Here is a 19215-nt window from a genome sequence, read left to right as displayed (position 1 = left end):
ACCAACCACCTCTATACAAACCATATCGCACCGCCAATCAATTGTATAGACCGTACCTTTCTCTCGCTATAAGGTCAAAAAAAAATCTCCCAAAATCTATGGGAGACTTAAGCAATAACCTATATTTTACAGGCAATTATCGCAGAGAAAGAATAGCCGGCTTGACGGCTTGCCGTCATGATCTTTCACCGTTGTTGAAGCTTTACCCAAAATCCCCGCCATCCTGTCATGGTGCTAGCTGCAAGACTGATACGTTAAAATTCATTTACGCAGTGTGCCGGCTTGCCGCCAGACAGGACTGCCTTAATGTTTTGTACGGCAATGCCGGCCATTTTCAATCGGGTTGCGATGGTGGCGCTTCCGATATGAGGCAGCAGCGTTACGTTCTCCAAACCAAATAAAAGATGCCGGGATGTAATGGGCTCCTGTTCAAATACATCCAGCCCCGCTCCCCATATCCGTTTATTCTTCAAAGCATGAAACAATGCCGCTTCGTCAACGTTCTCCCCCCTGCTCGTATTGATGAAAATGGCATTGGGCTTCATCAAATGGAATTCCCTTTCGCCCAACATTCTGCGGGTCGCCGGAGTAGAAGGCGCCAGCATGACAACAAAATCCGATTTGGTGAGCAGGTCGTCCAACTCGGCATAAGCGACGCCAAGCTGCTGCTCCGCTTGAGGTTTCCGGTTTCGATTGCAATACAGGATATTCATGCCGAAACCGGCTGCCCTTCGGGAAACGGCCTCACCGATACGCCCCATACCGATAATCCCCAAAGTCGAACCCCAGACATCCTGTCCTGTCAGCAGCATCGGCCCCCAGCTATTCCAGCGATCCGCCTTAATAAAGGCCATCCCTTCCACGATTCTTCTGGAGACTGCCAGGAGAAGCGCAAATGTCAGATCTGCAACGGCTTCTGTCAATACATCCGGCGTATGTCCCACATATATCCCTCGTTTTGAAGCTTCCTGAATATCGATATTGTTATATCCAACCGCCATCGTACTGACAATTTTAAGCTTTGTGCCGGCGTTCAGAACCTGCTTGTCAATTTGATCGGAAACATTAGTAAGGAGCGCATCCGCTTCAGCGGCTTCTTTCACAATCTTGTCGTAGGGCATCGGGTCGTCCTCGGACGGCCACATATGAATGCGGTAATTTCTCTCGTCGAGTTCCTGAATGATTGGGTCCGGCAGTTTCCTCGTAATCACAATCTTCTTTCGGATTTCCATTTAATAAGCATCCTCCAGCAGCGCAATCAATCCTTCTTTCGTTGGCACACGCGGATTATTCCGAATCAACCTGTCGATCTGCAGCGCTTTCTCCGCAATGCCGGGCAGGCTCTCATTCTTCACCCCGATTGACGAAAGCTTCGTGGGAAGACCAATCGATTTCAATAGCTCGAGCACCTTGTCAACAACCAGCAAGGATTGCTGCCTGGACTCAAGCCGGCTGCAGTTCAAATGAAAGGCTTCAGCTATCAGCGACATTTTCTTGTCCTGCACCTCGGCGTTGAACATCATTACATAGGGAAGAAGCAATCCCGTTATCTCCCCGTGCGGCGACTTGGCAGCTCCGCCTATTGGATAAGCCAGCGCATGAGCAAGAGCGGTTCCCGCATTCGAGAACGCGATCCCGGCAAACAGACTGCCTAACAGCATGTTTGATCTGGCTTCCAAATTTGTTCCTTGCTGCACAGCCGTCACCAGATTGTGATACAGCAGCTCGATCGCCTGTAAAGCGAATGTGTCGCTGATGGGATTGGAGCCCTGAAATAAAATTTCGCCCTCTGCTTGAATATACTTGAAGTCCTTTGCCATATAGGCTTCTATCGCATGCGACAGAGCGTCGATTCCTGAGCATGCGCTCACGTATGGAGGCAGCTCAAGCGTCAATTCAGGGTCCAGTAAAGCTACGGATGGACGTAAATAATTGTTCGAAATCCCCACCTTGATGTTATTCTCCGTATCGGTTACAACGGCAACGGAGGTTACCTCCGAGCCGGTCCCCGCGGTTGTGGGAATTGCGATCAGGGGAGCAATGGGATGATCGATTGCATTTTCCCCAAAATAATCCCTCGGATGCCCCCCTTGCGCCAGCAGCAAGGCAACGATTTTGGCAAGATCAATACTGCTCCCTCCGCCCAATCCGATAATCGCGTCGATCTTCATCTGAGCTTTGGCAAACTCGTAGCATTCGACCGCCTTCTCGACCGGAGGCTCGGGTACCGCCTGATCATAAACGATCAGTTGATATCCCCAATCCTGCAGGAGGCCGGTGACCTTCGTTGTCAGGCCACTCTTTGTGATCCCCCGGTCTGTTATAAGCAAAAGATTTTGGGCCTTCAGCCTTTTCAAAACCGCATCCAGCCTCATAATCGAACCGTTTCCGAATACGATTCTTTCCGTCAAATAAAAATCCCAATAGTTCTTCATGTCCGCCTCCTTGGTACCTAACCCATATCGATAACGACGATTCTCTCTTCCGTCATTTCCTGAACCGCATAATAGGGGCCTTCTTTGCCGATCCCGCTGTCCTTGACCCCGCCATAAGGCATAATATCCGCCCGGTAGGAGGAAGCATCGTTGATGATGACACCGCCAAACTCCAGCCTTTGAGCCGCTTTCAGGGCCAATTGCAGGCTGGATGTGAAGAAACCCGCTTGAAGGCCATAGTTGGAATGATTTGCAGCTTCCATGGCCTCTTCCACCTCATCATAAGGAACGATGCATATGACTGGAGCAAACACTTCCTGACATACCACTTTCATAGCGGGGGTAACCTCCGTAAGAATCGTCGGATGCAATAGCGCTCCCTCACGGACTCCGCCAAAGGCCACTCGGGCTCCCTGCTGCACCGCCTCTTGAATCCATTCCTCCGTACGCATCGCGGCTTTCTCCGAAATCATCGGGCCGACAAGCGTATCCTCCAGCTCCGGGTTGCCCACTTTCAACTGGCGCGCAATGCTCACAGCCCCCTCAATAAAATCATGATAGATGTCGCGGTGAACATAAATTCTCTGAACAGATATGCAAGCCTGACCATTGTTCGCAAATCCTCTCGTAACACAGAGACGGATCGCTTTCTCGATATCAGGCGCGTCTTTGTGAACGATATTGGGCGAGTTGTTGCCCAGCTCCAGGGAAACCTTTCGAATTCCCGTTGAGCTTTTGATATGCTTGCCTACCCCCGGGCTGCCGGTAAAGGTATACATGGCAATCCGCTCGTCTTCAAGCAAGTACTGGCCTGTCTCTTCGCCCGAACCGTTAACGATATTCAAAAACCCCGGAGGCAGACCGGCCTCCAATAGGGTTTCCGCCATTTTGATTGCACTGATGGGGGCGTGCTCGGACGGCTTCAACACGATGGTATTGCCGGCAGCCAGCGCCGGAGCTACTTTATGCGCGACCAGGTTAAACGGGAAGTTGAAGGGCGTAATGGCACAAATAACGCCTACCGGAACCCGAATCGTGAATGCTATCTTCCCTTCTTGTCCCGGCTGCCCCTGGATTGGGACTTCCTTGCCTGCAATGCGCTTCGCCTCTTCCGCCGAAGCGATAAACGTCTGGATGCCCCTTTCCACTTCCGCGCGGGCGTCCCGTAATGCTTTGCCGCATTCCCGCACTATCGTGAACGCCAATTCCTCTTTTCGCGCTTCAAACAACTCCGCCGCTTTCCTTAAAATCCCGTAACGCTTCATGACCGGCAGCTTATGCCCGCGAAACGCGGCGGCGGCGCAGCTTACGGCCTCCGCTACATCCTCCCTGGACGATTTGGACACTGCCGCCAGAATCTCGTTAGAATACTTATGAATGACAGGGAATGTATCACTCGACTCCCGCCACTGCCTTCCAATTAAATTTCCATAGACCAATATGCTCATCGCAGCCTCCCCGGGTATGATCGTTAACAAAACACAAGACGCCAATGACGCTGGAGAAGCGGTCAAATGGCATCTTGCATGCATGCTTAGATTACGATTACGATACTCGATGCTTCTTAATGAAGTCTTCCGATACCTCCGTCCCCATTCCAGGCACTTCGGGCAGCAGGATTTCGCCGTTCACCATCTTCATCTTGGTTACCAGCATCCCATGATCCTGCTGCTTCAAGCTTCCGCTTTCGAGATAAATCGCATTCGGAATGGCGCAGAGGGCATTGACATTCGCAGGCCCTCCTCCGTGACTGGCAATTTTCAAGCCGGCCGCCTCGGTAATCGCTCCGATTTCCAGCCATTCCGTGAGCCCGCCCGCTCTCCGGTTGTCGGGCTGATAGATGCTGCCTGCGCCCGTTCTGACCGCGTCGTAAAACTGGTAGCGCGTGTAATAGTTTTCCCCGATGGCAAGCGGAATCGTAAGCTTGGCCGCCAGACGAGCCTGACTCTCCTTATACTGCGGAATCATCGGCTCCTCGTACCAATAAACCCCCAATTCCTCGTAAGCCTTCCCGCGGCGCAGAGCTTCCATTTCATCGAACGCCTGATTGGCATCGATCATGATCCGGATATCAGAACCCAATTCCTTCTGCACGATGCGGATCCGGTGGAGATCATCCTCCAGAGAGGTCTTGCCGACCTTCAGCTTGACCGCGCGAAATCCCTCTTCCGCAGCATCCACGCATTTTTGAACGTACTCTTTCTCCGTATCGTAGTACCATCCTGCCATCGCGTAGGCAGGAATCCGATCCCGGCTGGCTCCTACAACATGACAGGAGGGTTTGCCAAGCGCTTTTCCGACAATATCCCACACGCAAGTGTCCAAGGCCGCGATCGCAAATTGCGCGATTCCTTCTACACCGTGATAATCCGCAGAGGCCCACAGCTTTTGCCGGATTTTCCGGGCGAAGAAAGGGTCCTCGCCGACCATGAGCGGCAGCATCTCCTTCTCCAGGATGACCTTGACGATATCGCAAATGGACCTGACCCTTCCGACATGCGTCGTCGCATAGCCGGTAATGCCTTCGTCCGTAAATAGCTTCGTCACCACATATCCGCCAGCGTCAAACGTATTCATCGCATCGAAAACAGGCTTCTTGACTTCCGTCTGCAGTATGATTGCTTCCAAACCCGTAATTTTCAAGTTCAGCACCCCGCTAAGAAATTATTATTCCCGTACTATCCATGTCCGTTGACTCAAATATATACAACAACCTTATTGGCTTCGACCTGCACCTGGTACGTTTCTACCGAAGGCAGCTCCTGTTCCTCTTCCACCGCGACTTCGTATGTTTTCACCAGGCATTTGTGCGGATCGAACAGCGATTTGCCTGTCGTCAGGTCAAATTCCCAGCCATGCCAGGGACAACGGATAATTTCCCCTTCCCGGGCATACTTGTATTCGCCGGGGGCCGACGGCAGAGTTGTTCCTTTAATCGGGCCCGCGCATAACGGCGCTGCCTGATGCGGACAGGTGTTCTTCAGCGCGTAGTAGTTGCCGCCGACATTAAAGATGCCGATACTGCGATTTTCCAGGGTCATGACCACTCTGGCGCCCTGCGGCAAATCGCCTACATTCCCAATGACATGTCTTCCCACAGTGCATCCTGCCTCCTTGCCCGTTTACAGTTTATAAAACTCTTTCGCATTCTCGTAGAAGATTCGGCTCCGCAAGGCATCCGGCAGCTTCGGGAATGCCTGCTTCGGCGAATCGAAGTCCCAATGCGGATAGTCGCTTGAAAACATGAGGATGTGTTCCGCATCCAGCATCTCCAGCATTTGCAGCAGATGCTGGTCGTTATCCGGCCGCTCGAGCGGCTGCGAAGAAATGCGCACATGATCGCGCAAATATTCACTAGGCTTCTTTGTCAGCCAGGGCACCTCATACCGCAGCGCTTTATACTCCTGATCCAGACGCCACATCAAGGCCGGCAGCCATGAAACCCCGCCTTCGACCAGCACAACCCGGAATCCCGGAAACCGCTCGAATACACCTTCTGTCAGATAGCTTACAAGATGCGCCTGGAAGGCAAGCGAGAGGCAGGTATGCCATTCAATATAATGGGTCGGATAGCCCGGCGACGGCTGGACATTAATGCCCATTCCGTCCGTGCCCGGATGAATCGCGAAAGGCAGTCCGTGCTTGTCGCAAGCCTCATAGATCGGGTAATACTGGCGCTGTCCGAAGGGAGCGCGCGCTCCGGAGTCCGTCATCACCTGCACAAAATGCGGGTGGCCGGCCCAGCGTTCAATCTCTCGCGCCGCGGCTTGCGGATCCTGGTGGGCAATCGTTATCGAGCCCTTGAAGATGCCGTCTGCGTTGTGCTTCCCCAGCCAGGTATCCGCCAACCATTCGTTATAAGCGGACGCGATAGCCGTAGCGAAATCCGGATCAGGGATCATATTGCAGAACGCCCGCGGCATAAGAATGGCATGCTCATGGCCGAACGGCTCGAAGAGCTGCTGCCTTACAAAATCCGGGTCGGTTCCTATGCCTCCCCCGCCCGGCGGCACAGCGTCCAAGCGCATGCCATGCACGGGATTGTCGAAAAAGCCGCGGCCGCTTCCTTTGTACCGGCTTCTCCATGGCTCCGGCATATAAGAACGGATCTCATCCATGCTCCTGGGATACGGATGAACATCGCAATCTATGATGGCTTTGGTTGATTTGCGGATCGTCTCTGCAGCTGCTTCCATAGTGAGCCTCCATCCAATTCAATTTTATGAGTAGGCCAACCGGTCAAAGCTTGACCGGTCAGCGCTTGCAAACAGGCTTTGCTCCTTTATTTATGACTGGGTTGAGTACCAATCATTCGCTTCTTTGGTTAGCTGCTCGCCGCCCGTTTTATACCAATCCTTCACCATCTGGTCGAAGGTGGCTTCAACGTCTATCTCTCCCGTGACGGCCTTGATCACGTATTCTTTGACGCGCGTATCGAGAATTTCCATATTCTGCGCCTGGGAAGGGAGCGTCACCTTCAACGCGTTCTCGAAGTATGGATAGTCACGCAAGACATCGCCGCCAAGCTTGAACCGCTGCGTTTCACGGGGTCCCCCAACGGTGCCCAGCCATTCCGGATTTGTCCATCTCATCGGGTTGGTTGTCCATACGGCTCCGAGCTTGGTGATCTGGGGATCGAACAATTCATGCTCTCCCCACTGCGGATTAAAGATCCGTTCGCCGGCGTCGTTCATGATCATCATAACGCCATCCGGACCCCACTCCAGCATGTCATTCGTCGGTTTGTCTGTATTAATGTAATCCAGAATCTGCAGCAGTTTGTCATATTTCTCCTGCTCTTCCTCCAATTTCTGGCTGAATACAAGAACCGACTCCTGCAAGCCAACCCGATAATAGCCTTTATGTCCATCCGGTCCAGCCACCGGAGGAAGATTAATGTAATACGGCTGCGGCATTTCAGCATTAAAATCCTTTTGCGCGGCCAGAGAGTAGAACTCTTCCGGATTGTCCTTGCGCTCTTCGAACCAGGCCTGCCACTCCGGATTAGCGACGACCCATTTGAAATTGACATGACCGTCATTGTCATACTGATAATCATCGAAGCTCAAGTTGTCCATATAACCGATTTTGCCTGACGCAAACTTTCCGGCTACATCCTCTACCTCTGTGTTTTTCCCCTTCTCCGTAATAAACTCAGGGTCAATGAGCTCCATTTCATACCACTTGTTCAGTCGAATCAAGGCTTCTTTGGTTTCCTGGGTGGTGAGGCCAAACTGCAGCTTGCCGTCTACATCACGCCATTGAAAAGGACTTCCGCCATAGGCGCCAAAGATGGTCTGAAACCAGACCTCGCCTGGATAATCGCTGCCGTTCGATAGCGCGTAGGTGTCCTTCTTACCGTTGCCGTCCGGGTCTTCATTGCGGAATTTAATGAAGATCTGCTCCAGCTCGTCAAGCGTTTCGGGAAGTTTATTGACGCCCACCTTTTGCAGCCAGTCCGCGCGGATGGCGCCAGGACGCGGAACGCCGCCGTTCGGATAAAGGCGCGGAAGCCCCATGTTCTGACCGTCCACCTGGGCAATGGTCAGCAGCGTAGGGTCATTCTTCTCAAGAAGACCGTAATAATGCGGCATATTGGTTTTAATCATATCTGCGGGAAGCTTCGCCAGAATCCCCTGTTTCGTGTACTCCGGAACATCTCCCAGCGACACCACCGTCAAATCCGGAATGGAGCCCGTTGCGAGCGCCAGGTTCAGCTGCTCCTTGCGATTTCCGCCATCCAGCTTCAGGAAATTCAGCTTGACGTTGAATTTCTTCTCAAAGTACCGCTTGCCGAACGCATTATCCTCCGGACTGTCCCCCAATTGGAACGTATACTCATAAGTTGGCGTTTCGGCAAATTGGGCCGGCGTTTCGGTCTCTGCCAATACTTTCTCGAAGATGACCTCTGCCGCTTCCGCAGACAAGGGGTCCAATCCGGTCGTATCGCCTCCCGCTTCTCCGGCAACCGTCGACGGTTCTGTTTTCTTCGCGCTGCTGCCGGTGCAGCCCGCTAACAAAGCGGTTGTCATGCACAGAATCAGAGCTAACGCCCACGCACGCTTCATTGTCCTGCCCATTCGGTGATCCCTCCATGGATATATTTTTATCTGGTTCATCATGCTGCAAGCAATCAGCCTTTCACTGCGCCCATTACGACACCTTTCACGAAATACTTTTGAATAAACGGATAGATGCATAATATGGGGAGCATGGTGATCAGAATGCCGGCCGCTTTCATGCTTTCCGGCGTCGGCATCAAAGATTTGTCAAAATAATCCATCGTGCTGCTCATCATACTCGCGCTCTGCTCAATGACCAGCTTTCGGATATGCACCTGTATGACCTGCATCTCGGACGACTGAACGTAAATCAACGAATCAAACCAGGAGTTCCAGTGATTCACCGACACCCACAGGCTGATGGTCGCAATCGCGGGAGCCGCCAGCGGAGCCATAATCTGAAAGAAAATACGCACATCGCCGGCCCCGTCTATCTTCGCCGATTCCTCCAGGCTCTCCGGGATTGTCATAAAGAAGTTCCGCAGGATCAGCATGTAGAAGGTGTTGAATAGAAACGGCGGCGCCAGGATATAAACCAGCGGATTATTGAGCAGTCCCAAATTTTTAATCAGAATGTAGGTCGGGATGAGACCGCCGCTAAAAAACATCGTGAAAATAAAGAGAAAGGTGAACGACTTTTTGAATGGAATTTTTTTGGAGAGCGCATAAGCGGCCAGACACATCAATATAACCGCTGCAGCCGTCCCTACCACCGTGCGGCCGATTGTATAGGCATAGCCCGTGTAAATATAGGATTGGTTGATAAACCCTTCATAAGCTGCCCAAGTAAAGCCCTGCGGCCAAAGAACAATCGAGCTGTCCAGCGCCGCCATCCCTTCTCTGGTGCTGACCGAGAGAACAAACAGGTACCAGATGGGATAAAGGACCGACAACGAGAGCAGCACCATGCCCGTATAATTCAGAGCATCAAACCAGGTGAATTTAATCCTGCCTGACATGGCTGACACCCCCTACCATAGTCCAGCTTCGCCATATTTTCGGGCCAAGCGATTGACAAGCAGGACAAGCCCCAATGCAATCACATTTTTAAATAAGCCCACCGCTGCCGAGAAGCTGTAATTCATTTGCACAAGCCCCACCCGGTATACATACGTATCCAGAATATCTCCCACTGCATACACAGCAGGGTTATACAAATTGAAGATTTGGTCAAAGCCGGCATTCATGATATTTCCTACATTAAAAATCATCATGATGACAATCACATTCGCAATCGACGGCAGCGTCACATGCCACATTCGCTTGAACCGGCCGGCTCCGTCGATGGTAGCGGCTTCATAGATCTGCTGATCGACGCCGGCAATCGCGGCCAGATAGATAATGGATCCCCAGCCCACACTTTGCCAGACATCGGAAGCAATGAGGGTCGGCACGAACCATTTTCCGCTTGCCAGGAAGAAAATAGGCTTCCCTCCAAGCAGGACAATAATTTCATTGACAAGCCCGGAAGGGGAGAGCAGCTCCACCATGATGCTGCCGATGATGACCCACGACAGAAAGTGGGGCAAATAGGTGATGCTCTGGATAATTTTTTTGAACCTTCCATGGAAAACCTCGTTAAGCAGCAAAGCAAGCACAAGTCCGGATGTGTATACGAAGATTAACTTAAGAAAACTGATGATCAACGTATTGCGCAGCACCCGGCTGAAATCCGGTGAATCGAACATCCTCTCGAAATGAGTAAATCCAATCCATGGACTACCGATAATGCCCTTCATGACGGAGAAGTCCTTAAAAGCAATCGTCACGCCGTACATCGGAATATAATAAAAGATTACATACCAGACAACCGCCGGCAATAAAAACAACAGCAGGACCTTGGTTCGTTTGATGTCCCTGATTACTGCCCTGATCTTGTTCTCCCCTCTAATTGCTGCGGGAGAGGCTATTGCTTCGATTCCCTTCTCCAACTCAACCATGGATGTCCCTCCTTTCCCTTAGAATCTGTTATGAACGCTCCACCACCTGGTCTATCAGCCCCAATGCAACCGCATTCATGGATGTTGATGATCCAAGCGCTGTGGATCGAACAGGCCGGATGCGGATGTCTTCCGCTGTCTCCTATTCAATCAGGATTCATCCGTTTCGACAATAAACATGATTCCTCGGTATGCACATTGTTCTTCGTCCCTAATCATAAAACCCGGAAAATCCAGCCATTATCAGGCATTTCGGCTGCTGATTCTTCCTGTAAGCGGACTTTTATGTGCATGCTGCGAAATATGTGCATGGCCCTGGGAGCGAATAGAGGCATTCGGTCGCGGACATTTACGGTTTGCAGCGCAAAAAACCTCCTTCAAATGCGTAGTGAAAATCATTTGATGAAGGCTCCTGCCAAGAATACATAAATCAATGACGGGTTTATCTCACTTTCTGAAATCTCCCGGCGTCACTCCAACCACTTTCTTAAAAACCCTGATAAATGAAAAAGAGTGCACATAACCAACCTTCAGCGCGATAACCTGCACGGAGTCCGTTGTTTCCATCAGCAGGCGCTTGGCCGCTTCCATCCGGACATGGACCAAATAATCGATAAATTTTTCCCCGAATTCTTCTTTAAACAGCTTGCTGAGAATGCGCGTGCTCAGATTGAACTCTTCACTGAGCTGAAGAAGCGACAGCTCCGGATTAGCGTAATTAACGTCAATCCATTTTCTTACCTGGCGAATCGACTGACTATAGCTTTTTTTCTCGCGTATTTGCTGCAGATAGGATTGCATGCCGGTCAGAATAGATGTTGACACCATCCTAAAATCCTCCAGAGTGTCGAAGCGGCTTAGTTTGTCAGCCAGCTCCGGCATCCATTTCTCCTCCCAAATGCCGGTTCGTCCGCCATGCTCCGACATCTTTTGATTGAGGTGATACAGCAGATAGTTAAGCACCCTCAAGATATCTTCACGGGTAGAGAGACCGCTTTGAAGCTCATCCATGAACGAGGAAAACAGCTGCTGCCAGTTTTCGCCGCCCATTCGGTAATGGTGAACAAACGCCCGGATCAATTCCATATAGCGATACAGATCCCCTGCGGGTCTATCCGGCAAGTTCCGGTATTGAATCACTGCCCCGTTCCCGAAGAAAGGTTTGTGGTTCAAAGCATCCAGCGTATGCGCATACAATTGTGGGAGCTCGTTTGCTTTGTCAGCGTCCCCCCCTATACCAAACGTAACGGTAAACTTCAGATTTTGCTCGGACCAGCGGGCTGCCCTCTCCCCTAAATCGATCATCGGTCCATCGCCGCTTTCCGTCCCGACCTCCGCTTCTTTTGCGAAGTAGAGAATTCCAAGCTGGGATGCATGGATCCATTCAGCCCAAAGCGATCCTCCGCTTTCAGCTGCCATCTCCTGAACGGCACTGTAAATGACATACTTCAGAAGATCCTGCTCCCGGTCTGTATACTCTCGCATAAAATCTGCAAAGCGGTCAATTTCCATAACGGCAAACACGAAATGATCAAATTGGCTGGGAAGGCTCAGCCGCTGCATTTCCTTCTTCCACTCGTCAACGGGCTTCGAAAATCCCTCTTCCAGAAGCTCCATGAATAAATGATGGCGCAGACGGTGAGCATCATATTCAAATTGCGATTGAAAAATTCGCGACTGCTCCAGTAGCTTGTCGACAGCCATATCGATCATGCGAATTTCGTCCTGACCGCCGCCGCGCTCTCCCACCATGCTGCTGATTCGATTGAAGATCGACTCGATCGGTTTATAATTTCGGCGTGTGACGTAAACAATCGAGGCCAGTCCCAGCAGGATCGACACAAATCCGATCCCAATCCAGACGTAAGGAAACGACGAAAGCAAGCCAAACCGGTATTTCGACTGGACGCCGGTTGAAATTTCCCAATTCGTATAGTCGGATTGGACGCGGGAGATGACTTCACCGGAATCCGCACCTTCTTCCAAAGTCGTAAAGATCAATCCCCCATCCGCATCCAGCATACGTACAAAACTGATGTCCAGCTTGGACATATCCGCTACCATCTCCCGAAGGACATCCACCCGTATATTCACGACAATCACACCGTCTCTGCCTGTCTGGAACGGTGCTTTCCTTATCAGCGTAACTACCTCCGTCGATGCCGGACGCTTGCTGTCCTTATAGACGCGTTTACCGCTCCAGGAGGTTAATGAATTTCCTGCCATATGCTGAAGCAGGAAATCCCGGTCTTCAAAATCGTCAATATTGGAGAAAGCGCTTTCAGTTACAACTTGTCCATCCGAATAACGGTAAATATACAAGGAATCAATAATTGAAAAATTGAGAAGCAGATTGTTCAGCTTTTGGTTCATCCGGTAAATCGTGTAGGGCGCCTTTCCCTGCTCATCGAAAAATTGCCGAATGGTCTCGTCCACCAAAATATCCCGGATGATGACCTTGTCGATCGGTTGAAGGATGTTCTCAACGGATTGATCGAGCTGCTCACCGATAATTTCGATCGATTTGATAGTGGAGGTTTTGATATATTCACTTAATGCGAAGAAAAATACGAGGAATAGAACGGATGACAGCATAAAAAAGATTGGCAGGTAAGATAGCAAGGTCTTATAAAACCAATGTTTCTTCATCCTCATCGTACATTCTCCGGCTGATAGGCTGTAAATTCCATGAATAGTCCCTTTCTCTCATGAGTTAATGACCCCTTTAGCTTAATACGCGAGCGGCTTGTACTAGGAGACGGCAAGAAATAGGCTGCCAGGAGCAGATTGATCAGATTCCCCCAATAATCCGTAAAATCGAAGCAAAATTCATTCCGGGAACTAGAAGCCAAGTCTAAAATGAAAACGTATACTTCCTTGTATTCAAGAAAAGAGTCTGCGCGAAGGCAGACTCCCGAAAGCAAGACAATTAATAATATTATATCATCTCGTCAAAGGATAGACAACATGAGCATTGTTGTTCTTCTGGGTAGGATCCGTCAATTATTATCCATTATTTGGAAACTTCGTCAGTTAAAAACTGCCGATGCTTGGCACCAGCAGTCGCGTCATTCCTGTAAGCTATCCCCTTGGTAAAAGGGTCTATTCATTCCCTTCACCGGAGCAGCGCTGCAATCCGGCGGTTGATTCGCTCCCTCGTTCCCAGCAGCCAGTCAGCCTCTGCGGGGTAAGTCTTGAAGGTTATCGCTTCCTCCAGCTCCTGCTCCATGACTTCCAGCGCAGCGTCTCTGCCGCCAAGCCGCCCTAGCAGCTCGAGCGCCCGCTGATCCTGCAGCGCTTCATAGAACACCTCCCAGCGGATAGAGTCGATGGGTCCCTCCGCTCCCGGATACACGGCGAAAGCGTCACCGGATGGAAAAGCATATTCCGCATCGGTAACCCGGAACGGATCGATAGCGCGGACCGAATGCCGCGAATACCAGAAGTTATACCCCCAATGCAGGAATCCCTGGATGCCGAATTTATAGAGCTGCAGCCCCAGCACGCGGTTGCGGGCCGAAGGCATGCTGAAGAAACGGTTCGAAACCTCTTGATGCTGGCCGCAGCAGTAATAGGTCCACAATGGCTTTACATTGTTCTCCAGAAAAGGAGCGATATGATCATTGGATGGAATCGGTACGGGAACAAGTCCATGATCGTAGAAGGCATAATCCGACAGCGCCTCAATAAATGCAAATTCAGCCAAATGCTTCTTCAGAATGCCGCTGGCCAGCCGGTAAGCCTCCAGATGATCGGCATTCGGCTCATCCGACACATGAAAATAGCTGTTCTTCTCAAGACCTTGCCCGCGGATAAACTGTACAAGCCGGGGCAGAAACTGATCCAGGAACCGCGTATAGGCTTCGCCTCCCGCTTCTGTTTCCCAGCCGAAGATCCGTTTCTCCTCTCCCTGCACGGAGGCGACAATCTTCGGAGCATGCTTCGCGCCCCACTGTGTGAACAGATGGGAAAATTCGAAATGCTGAATCCCCTGTTTATGGCACATATCGATCCAGCGCTTCAGCAGCGTGAAGTCAAATACATATTCATGCCCGGCTGTCTGCTCCACGCCGATCAGCTGCACGGTCGGGCGTTCGCCCCCGATGGCTGTATCCAGCGGCGGGGTAAACAACGGAGTAAGCAGCATATTTACGCCATGAGCGGCGGCATTATGCACATAACGCTCAATCAGCCGCCAATGCTCCTCGCTGAATACCTCAACCCCGTACTGGGTTGCCAGACAATCGCAGTGAAACCATTCCGTGTGCAGCAGCTCCTGGTCAGGCAGCTCGGCCTGCACGATCCCCAGCTTGAACTGCTCCTCTCCCAGCAGTTCTCCGGCAGCATTCTTGAACCTGATATCGATCGGATACGAGGTTGTTTCTTCCGCATATAGAGGCGCAGCGCTCTCCGGCCTTGAGGGCAGACTTACGGTGATCCATACCGCACGCCACTGGCCGGCAACCGCCCTCAGCCCGTCGCTTAACGGGTACAGCGGATCGGGAAACAAGCCCGGCGTCGTACGCAGGTAACGGTCATCGGGATTGGCGTATACAGGCATCTCCGAAGGAGCAAGTCCCACGGAGCGAATGGTCATATAGGGTAAGAGCGGCGAATCCGCCTCTACACGGAGGTCGGCAATCGTTGTGCTGGAGCGGTAAGCGATCTGGAAGGAAAATACCTCTTTCCATAGAGCGGTTCCGTCTGCTGAACGTTCATCCTGAAGCTCCGAATCGGCAAACACCTTTGCCAGCGAGCTTAAGGAGCGTGTTTCAAAAGCTGTCGTCGTTTCCTTCATGGGCATAATCCCCTTTGTCCGGTTAGAATCCGTATGCCGCCCCCGAACCCTGGATCAATCAGGGAAGCTCCGGTCAGTTATTATGGCTTCATCTTAACAATGGGGGAGCCTGTCGGCAATCTCAAAATATTAAACCATTCTATAACAAAATTGACCTTACGGAAAGGAATGTCCATCAGCATCCCATGTATTCTTTTCCCGCGTATGTTAGAATTATTGTGATAGGATCATATAAGCTGCTATTCGAATATAGAACAATATTATTATGGAACAAGGAAGCTGCGCTACGCCTGATGAGCGTACTCGCAGGGAGGACAATTATGCTGAAGCCCGATTCATTCGCGTTCCGTTATGCCGAGCCGCTTCCCTATATGCTGCTGGATTCCATGGGCTGGCAGAGCGCAAGCTCCGGAAGCTATGGGAACAAGGGACTTAAGCGGACAGACCATGGCCATGTTATTTTTCAATATACTTTAAGCGGCGAAGGGATAATCGAAATGGAAGGACAGACCCATACCCTGCAGGAAGGCAAGGCTTTTATGGTGAAGATTCCAAGCTCCCACCACTACTATTATGCAGGCGGGCAGGGAAAGCCATGGGAGTTTGTCTGGCTGAACGCCAAAGGCGAGGATGCCGTCCGCATGTGGGACCGTATCCTCGCCAGAAGAGGGCCGATTGTATCGCTGCAGAACGAATCACAGCCGGTGGCGCGGTTTTGGGAGCTGTACCGGGCCGTAGCCGTTGAACGGATATACGAATCCGCTCCGCTCTCGCAGCTGCTGTATGGATTCATGCTGTCCCTGCTGGCGCCGGATACATTCATTGCTCCTGGTCCGGAGTCTCATCCGATTATTAAGAAAGCAAAGGATTACATGAAGAATCACTATGCCCGCAATCTGTCGCTGGAGGACATCGCGTCGCAATGCGGCATTTCCCGATCATACTTGTGCCGGCTGTTTCAGCATAAAGAAGGCATCTCTCCATTGGAATTCCTGCGCCGCCGGAGGGTGGAGGCTGCCGTTACCATGCTTCGCCGAACCGCTGTCAGCGTGCAGGATATCGGCAGAATGTGCGGCTTCGACAGCCCCAGCTATTTTGGCAAAGTATTCCGGGAATACCTGGGGCTGTCTCCCCGCGACTATCGGACCGGGAAGCTGGACCATCCATATGACACGATATTTCTGGAATAGCTCTGCAATTGGCCGTATTTCCCAACCCTTCCTGCATTAATTGGCGTGCTGCGTCAGTCAGAATTCGCAGACTCGGCCGGTTCATCACGAAGACTGGCCCTGCAGGATGCAGGACCAGTTCATGAACCTTCTACGACTCTAATAACACCTGTAGAGTCGAATGCCGGTCAATTTCTATACAGTCCAGGAATGTAATCAGCCGGTCTGTTCTATTGAAAGGAACAGCCGCACCCCCGCACCGGATCTCCGTAATCTCCCTGCCCTCCAATAGAGCGCTCGCAAAGGACTGCAGCGCCAAATTCCCCCGTTTGACCTCCAATTCGAGGACGCCTCCCAGGTGACGGAACTCTCCCCAGCCTTCGCTCAAGCTCCAGAAGCAGCTGAATTGGTCCTCATTCAGCTTCGGATTAAACCCGATATGTCCCTTGGTCATATCGTATTCGAATCCGCTGAGCGCGAGCAGCAGACCATAAGAAGCCATGGAACGCACATAATTGCTGCCGCATTCGAATTCATTCCACGGATTGCGCTTCTCTCCGTCATAGCGGTCTCTGATCGCCCTGACGGCGGTTAAGCCTTCCTCCACAAACCCCTCGTAAATCATATGGCAGGCAGCCTGATACTCGAAGCCGTTCATGCACTCGTCGGCGTAAGGAACCGGAACGACTGGACTGTTATTATCAGGCCAGGTGCAGATTAAGAGACCATCCTCCTCGTTGAGCGCGTAGATCCGGCAGGCGTTGGGATAGTCGCGCAGGCACTCGATAAAGTTGTTGTCATAAATCGATTTGACCGCCTGCTTCACCTTGCTCTCATCCAGCACATAACCAAGACCGACGATATGGGCGAACCATTGGCCCAGCACCTGGTCAATGCCGCAGCCTTCGCCAATCTGATATTTGATTTCACCCGCTTCTTCATTCCAGTAGGCCGCAGCGGCTCCGAACGGCTCCAGAACCGTTTTGTCCTTCAGATCGACCAGCTGGTGAAAATATCTTCCATTATATAGATGCTCATTCGCCCACTCCGAGCCGCTGGCGAAAATCCCGTTATATTCGGCTGTTTTCTCCGGTTCTCCCATCGCTTCCGCCATCTCGGCCGCGGCCTTGAGCGCCGTCAGATACATACTGGTCAGCCATGAATTCGGACCGAACAGCTCCATGTCGAGAGTATGATGCTGCCGTCCCTCCATCACGCCGTCCTTGTCATAATCCCAACGGTTCTCATTGGTCGGCTCCCATGCATATTCAAGCGCCCGCTGCACCTTCGGCCATACCGAGCGAAGCCACTGATGATCGCCGGAGATCTTCCACTCCCGATAGGTCTTGATGATGCCCCCCATCTGACCGTCTGCCGCAGCGAAGAAGAAATTCTCCCTCGTTGTCCGCTCGGCTGGAAGGAACAGCCGGAAGGCCATTTTGCCATTGTCGAATTGAGCGTAGTTATAGTCGATATTGCGCATCGACCGGGCCAACGCCGGGAACAGAAAGGCCGTCGCCTGCTCATAATTCCACACATGGGTGCAGGAGCCCTCGCAGGAGCCTTCATTCGTATGAACGCCTTCGAAACCATACAGCGTTCCGTCGGTCAGACGCAGAACGGTTGGCGATTTCAGAATGGAGATGTTGCCGGCAACGGCGTCCAGCACATAATCCGGCAGCGTCGAGCGGAACAGCGTGTCGCGGAACAAGCCGGATTCCTCGCGCAGCCGGTCATATTCGGTCAATACATACTGCGCGGTCTCGGTCGAGTCCGCAAACCGGGTCGCGTAATAATTGGTCCAGGAAGGATTCCTGCCCGCATCCGCATCTCCCCTGTTTCCGGGATTCCAGAAATTCACACAATTCGGGAAGCTCCAGCTGATGACGAAGCGGAATACCGCTTTCTCACCCGGCGCGATGCTCTGATGCCCGCACAGCAGCCCGACATCCTGATGCTTGTTATGCGAGCTGCCAGCATCCAGTTCCCGGGGATTGTCGTAATGACGTTCCTGCAGCCGCCCCGGCGTAACAAAGTCCTTCCAGAACACGGTCAAATTATCAAACCAGCTGCCGCGGTACCAATACGATTGATAGCTGGTATCCGATTGGTCGGTTGCCAGCGTCAGGTCGCCAAATTCCGGCGAATCGGCCTCGTAATGAGTGGAAGAGAACGTCATCGCCGGATTGCTGCCAAGCTTAATTTTCTTATTGACCGCTCCCTTGAAGAACGGATTCGTCAGCACGCCGGCCAGGCTGATATCCAGCGTATCCGCCGTCTTGTTCGTCACTTCGTATTCAAAAATGGCGCAGGGGAGCGAGGAGTCATTGTCATTCAGCGGAATAAACGGATTAAACGCCGTCAGCACAACCCCGATAGGATCGCCGGCATCTGCAAAGGAGATTTCCGCGAAGGGATACTCTCCCTTGAACGCCGTTTCCGAGAAATGGGGGAAGCCCGTCAGATTCTCGCGTCTTGGCCCATAGCCGTAGCCCTCGTATTTCCCCCTGCCCTCTCCCATATAAGGCGCTTTCAAATCGCCATGCAGCACTTTCGCAAGCTTCACCTCTCCGTTATGCTCAGCCTTGACCGTGAAGAAGGAGAAACCGTTGTAGCTCAGCTTATTGGGGCGGTTGTAAATTTCCCAATCGATCAGCCGCCCATTGCCGGCAAGTCCGATGCTGCCTGCGCCTATCCCGCCGAGCGGAAACGAAATCTGTCCCGTTCTGGCGCCGGTGAAGGTGAATTTCTTGTCTGCCGGGTATAAGCTTTGTTCAAATGTTTTCTGCATCATAATAGCCTCCTCATCTG

13 protein-coding genes are annotated in these 19215 nt (G+C 51.8%); 1 reads left to right on the top strand and 12 read right to left on the bottom strand.

Annotation, left to right across the window (positions count from 1 at the left end; genetic code table 11):
- Positions 1-254 precede the first annotated feature (254 nt).
- From AC0YNV_RS16710 to AC0YNV_RS16660, 11 genes are all read right to left on the bottom strand, one after another.
- Complete coding sequence (locus AC0YNV_RS16710; RefSeq protein ID WP_475769065.1) at positions 255-1232, bottom strand: 2-hydroxyacid dehydrogenase; 978 nt, start codon at positions 1230-1232, stop codon at positions 255-257.
- Positions 1233-2435, bottom strand: a complete 1203-nt coding sequence (locus AC0YNV_RS16705; protein ID WP_475769064.1) for a hydroxyacid-oxoacid transhydrogenase — start codon at positions 2433-2435, stop codon at positions 1233-1235.
- 17 nt (positions 2436-2452) lie between these two features.
- Complete coding sequence (locus AC0YNV_RS16700; protein ID WP_475769063.1) at positions 2453-3883, bottom strand: aldehyde dehydrogenase family protein; 1431 nt, start codon at positions 3881-3883, stop codon at positions 2453-2455.
- A gap of 97 nt (positions 3884-3980) precedes the next feature.
- Complete coding sequence (locus tag AC0YNV_RS16695; protein WP_210045524.1) at positions 3981-5078, bottom strand: mandelate racemase/muconate lactonizing enzyme family protein; 1098 nt, start codon at positions 5076-5078, stop codon at positions 3981-3983.
- Positions 5079-5131: 53 nt separating this feature from the next.
- Complete coding sequence (locus tag AC0YNV_RS16690) at positions 5132-5533, bottom strand: Rieske (2Fe-2S) protein (RefSeq protein WP_475769062.1); 402 nt, start codon at positions 5531-5533, stop codon at positions 5132-5134.
- Between the two features lie 24 nt (positions 5534-5557).
- Positions 5558-6631 (bottom strand): amidohydrolase family protein, encoded by a 1074-nt coding sequence (locus tag AC0YNV_RS16685; RefSeq protein ID WP_475769061.1) that lies wholly within the window; start codon positions 6629-6631, stop codon positions 5558-5560.
- A 90-nt stretch (positions 6632-6721) separates the two neighbouring features.
- Positions 6722-8515 (bottom strand): extracellular solute-binding protein, encoded by a 1794-nt coding sequence (locus AC0YNV_RS16680; RefSeq protein WP_475769060.1) that lies wholly within the window; start codon positions 8513-8515, stop codon positions 6722-6724.
- Between the two features lie 53 nt (positions 8516-8568).
- Complete coding sequence (locus AC0YNV_RS16675) at positions 8569-9456, bottom strand: carbohydrate ABC transporter permease (RefSeq protein ID WP_210045520.1); 888 nt, start codon at positions 9454-9456, stop codon at positions 8569-8571.
- 12 nt (positions 9457-9468) lie between these two features.
- Positions 9469-10437: an ABC transporter permease gene (locus tag AC0YNV_RS16670; protein WP_210045519.1), complete on the bottom strand. Its 969-nt coding sequence runs from the start codon at positions 10435-10437 to the stop codon at positions 9469-9471.
- Positions 10438-10884: 447 nt separating this feature from the next.
- A complete protein-coding gene (locus AC0YNV_RS16665) occupies positions 10885-13092 on the bottom strand; it encodes a helix-turn-helix domain-containing protein (protein WP_475769059.1) in 2208 nt (735 codons plus the stop codon).
- Between the two features lie 460 nt (positions 13093-13552).
- Positions 13553-15235, bottom strand: coding sequence for a DUF4091 domain-containing protein (locus AC0YNV_RS16660; RefSeq protein WP_475769058.1), 1683 nt, complete (start codon positions 15233-15235; stop codon positions 13553-13555).
- Between the two features lie 320 nt (positions 15236-15555).
- Here AC0YNV_RS16660 and AC0YNV_RS16655 point away from each other — a divergent pair, with 320 nt between their 5' ends.
- A complete protein-coding gene (locus tag AC0YNV_RS16655) occupies positions 15556-16425 on the top strand; it encodes an AraC family transcriptional regulator (protein WP_475769057.1) in 870 nt (289 codons plus the stop codon).
- A 130-nt stretch (positions 16426-16555) separates the two neighbouring features.
- On the opposite strand, the gene AC0YNV_RS16650 is transcribed toward AC0YNV_RS16655, so the two are convergent.
- The gene (locus AC0YNV_RS16650) at positions 16556-19198 is read right to left on the bottom strand and encodes a GH116 family glycosyl-hydrolase (protein WP_475769056.1); all 2643 of its coding nucleotides are present in this window, start codon (positions 19196-19198) and stop codon (positions 16556-16558) included.
- Positions 19199-19215: the final 17 nt, after the last annotated feature.

The sequence above is a fragment of the Paenibacillus sp. JT31N11 genome (genome assembly GCF_056269285.1).
The sequence above is the reverse complement of the archived record's forward strand: the minus strand, read 5'-3'. Positions and strand labels throughout refer to the sequence as shown.

Excerpts from the sequence above, each read along its gene's own strand:
- AC0YNV_RS16675 (WP_210045520.1), bottom strand. The coding sequence starts at position 9,456 with ATGTCAGGCAGGATTAAATTCACCTGGTTTGATGCTCTGAATTATACG.
- AC0YNV_RS16710 (WP_475769065.1), bottom strand. The coding sequence starts at position 1,232 with ATGGAAATCCGAAAGAAGATTGTGATTACGAGGAAACTGCCGGACCCA.
- AC0YNV_RS16670 (WP_210045519.1), bottom strand. The coding sequence starts at position 10,437 with ATGGTTGAGTTGGAGAAGGGAATCGAAGCAATAGCCTCTCCCGCAGCA.
- AC0YNV_RS16665 (WP_475769059.1), bottom strand. The coding sequence starts at position 13,092 with ATGAGGATGAAGAAACATTGGTTTTATAAGACCTTGCTATCTTACCTG.
- AC0YNV_RS16705 (WP_475769064.1), bottom strand. The coding sequence starts at position 2,435 with ATGAAGAACTATTGGGATTTTTATTTGACGGAAAGAATCGTATTCGGA.
- AC0YNV_RS16650 (WP_475769056.1), bottom strand. The coding sequence starts at position 19,198 with ATGATGCAGAAAACATTTGAACAAAGCTTATACCCGGCAGACAAGAAA.
- AC0YNV_RS16685 (WP_475769061.1), bottom strand. The coding sequence starts at position 6,631 with ATGGAAGCAGCTGCAGAGACGATCCGCAAATCAACCAAAGCCATCATA.
- AC0YNV_RS16680 (WP_475769060.1), bottom strand. The coding sequence starts at position 8,515 with ATGGGCAGGACAATGAAGCGTGCGTGGGCGTTAGCTCTGATTCTGTGC.
- AC0YNV_RS16660 (WP_475769058.1), bottom strand. The coding sequence starts at position 15,235 with ATGAAGGAAACGACGACAGCTTTTGAAACACGCTCCTTAAGCTCGCTG.
- AC0YNV_RS16655 (WP_475769057.1), top strand. The coding sequence starts at position 15,556 with ATGCTGAAGCCCGATTCATTCGCGTTCCGTTATGCCGAGCCGCTTCCC.
- AC0YNV_RS16700 (WP_475769063.1), bottom strand. The coding sequence starts at position 3,883 with ATGAGCATATTGGTCTATGGAAATTTAATTGGAAGGCAGTGGCGGGAG.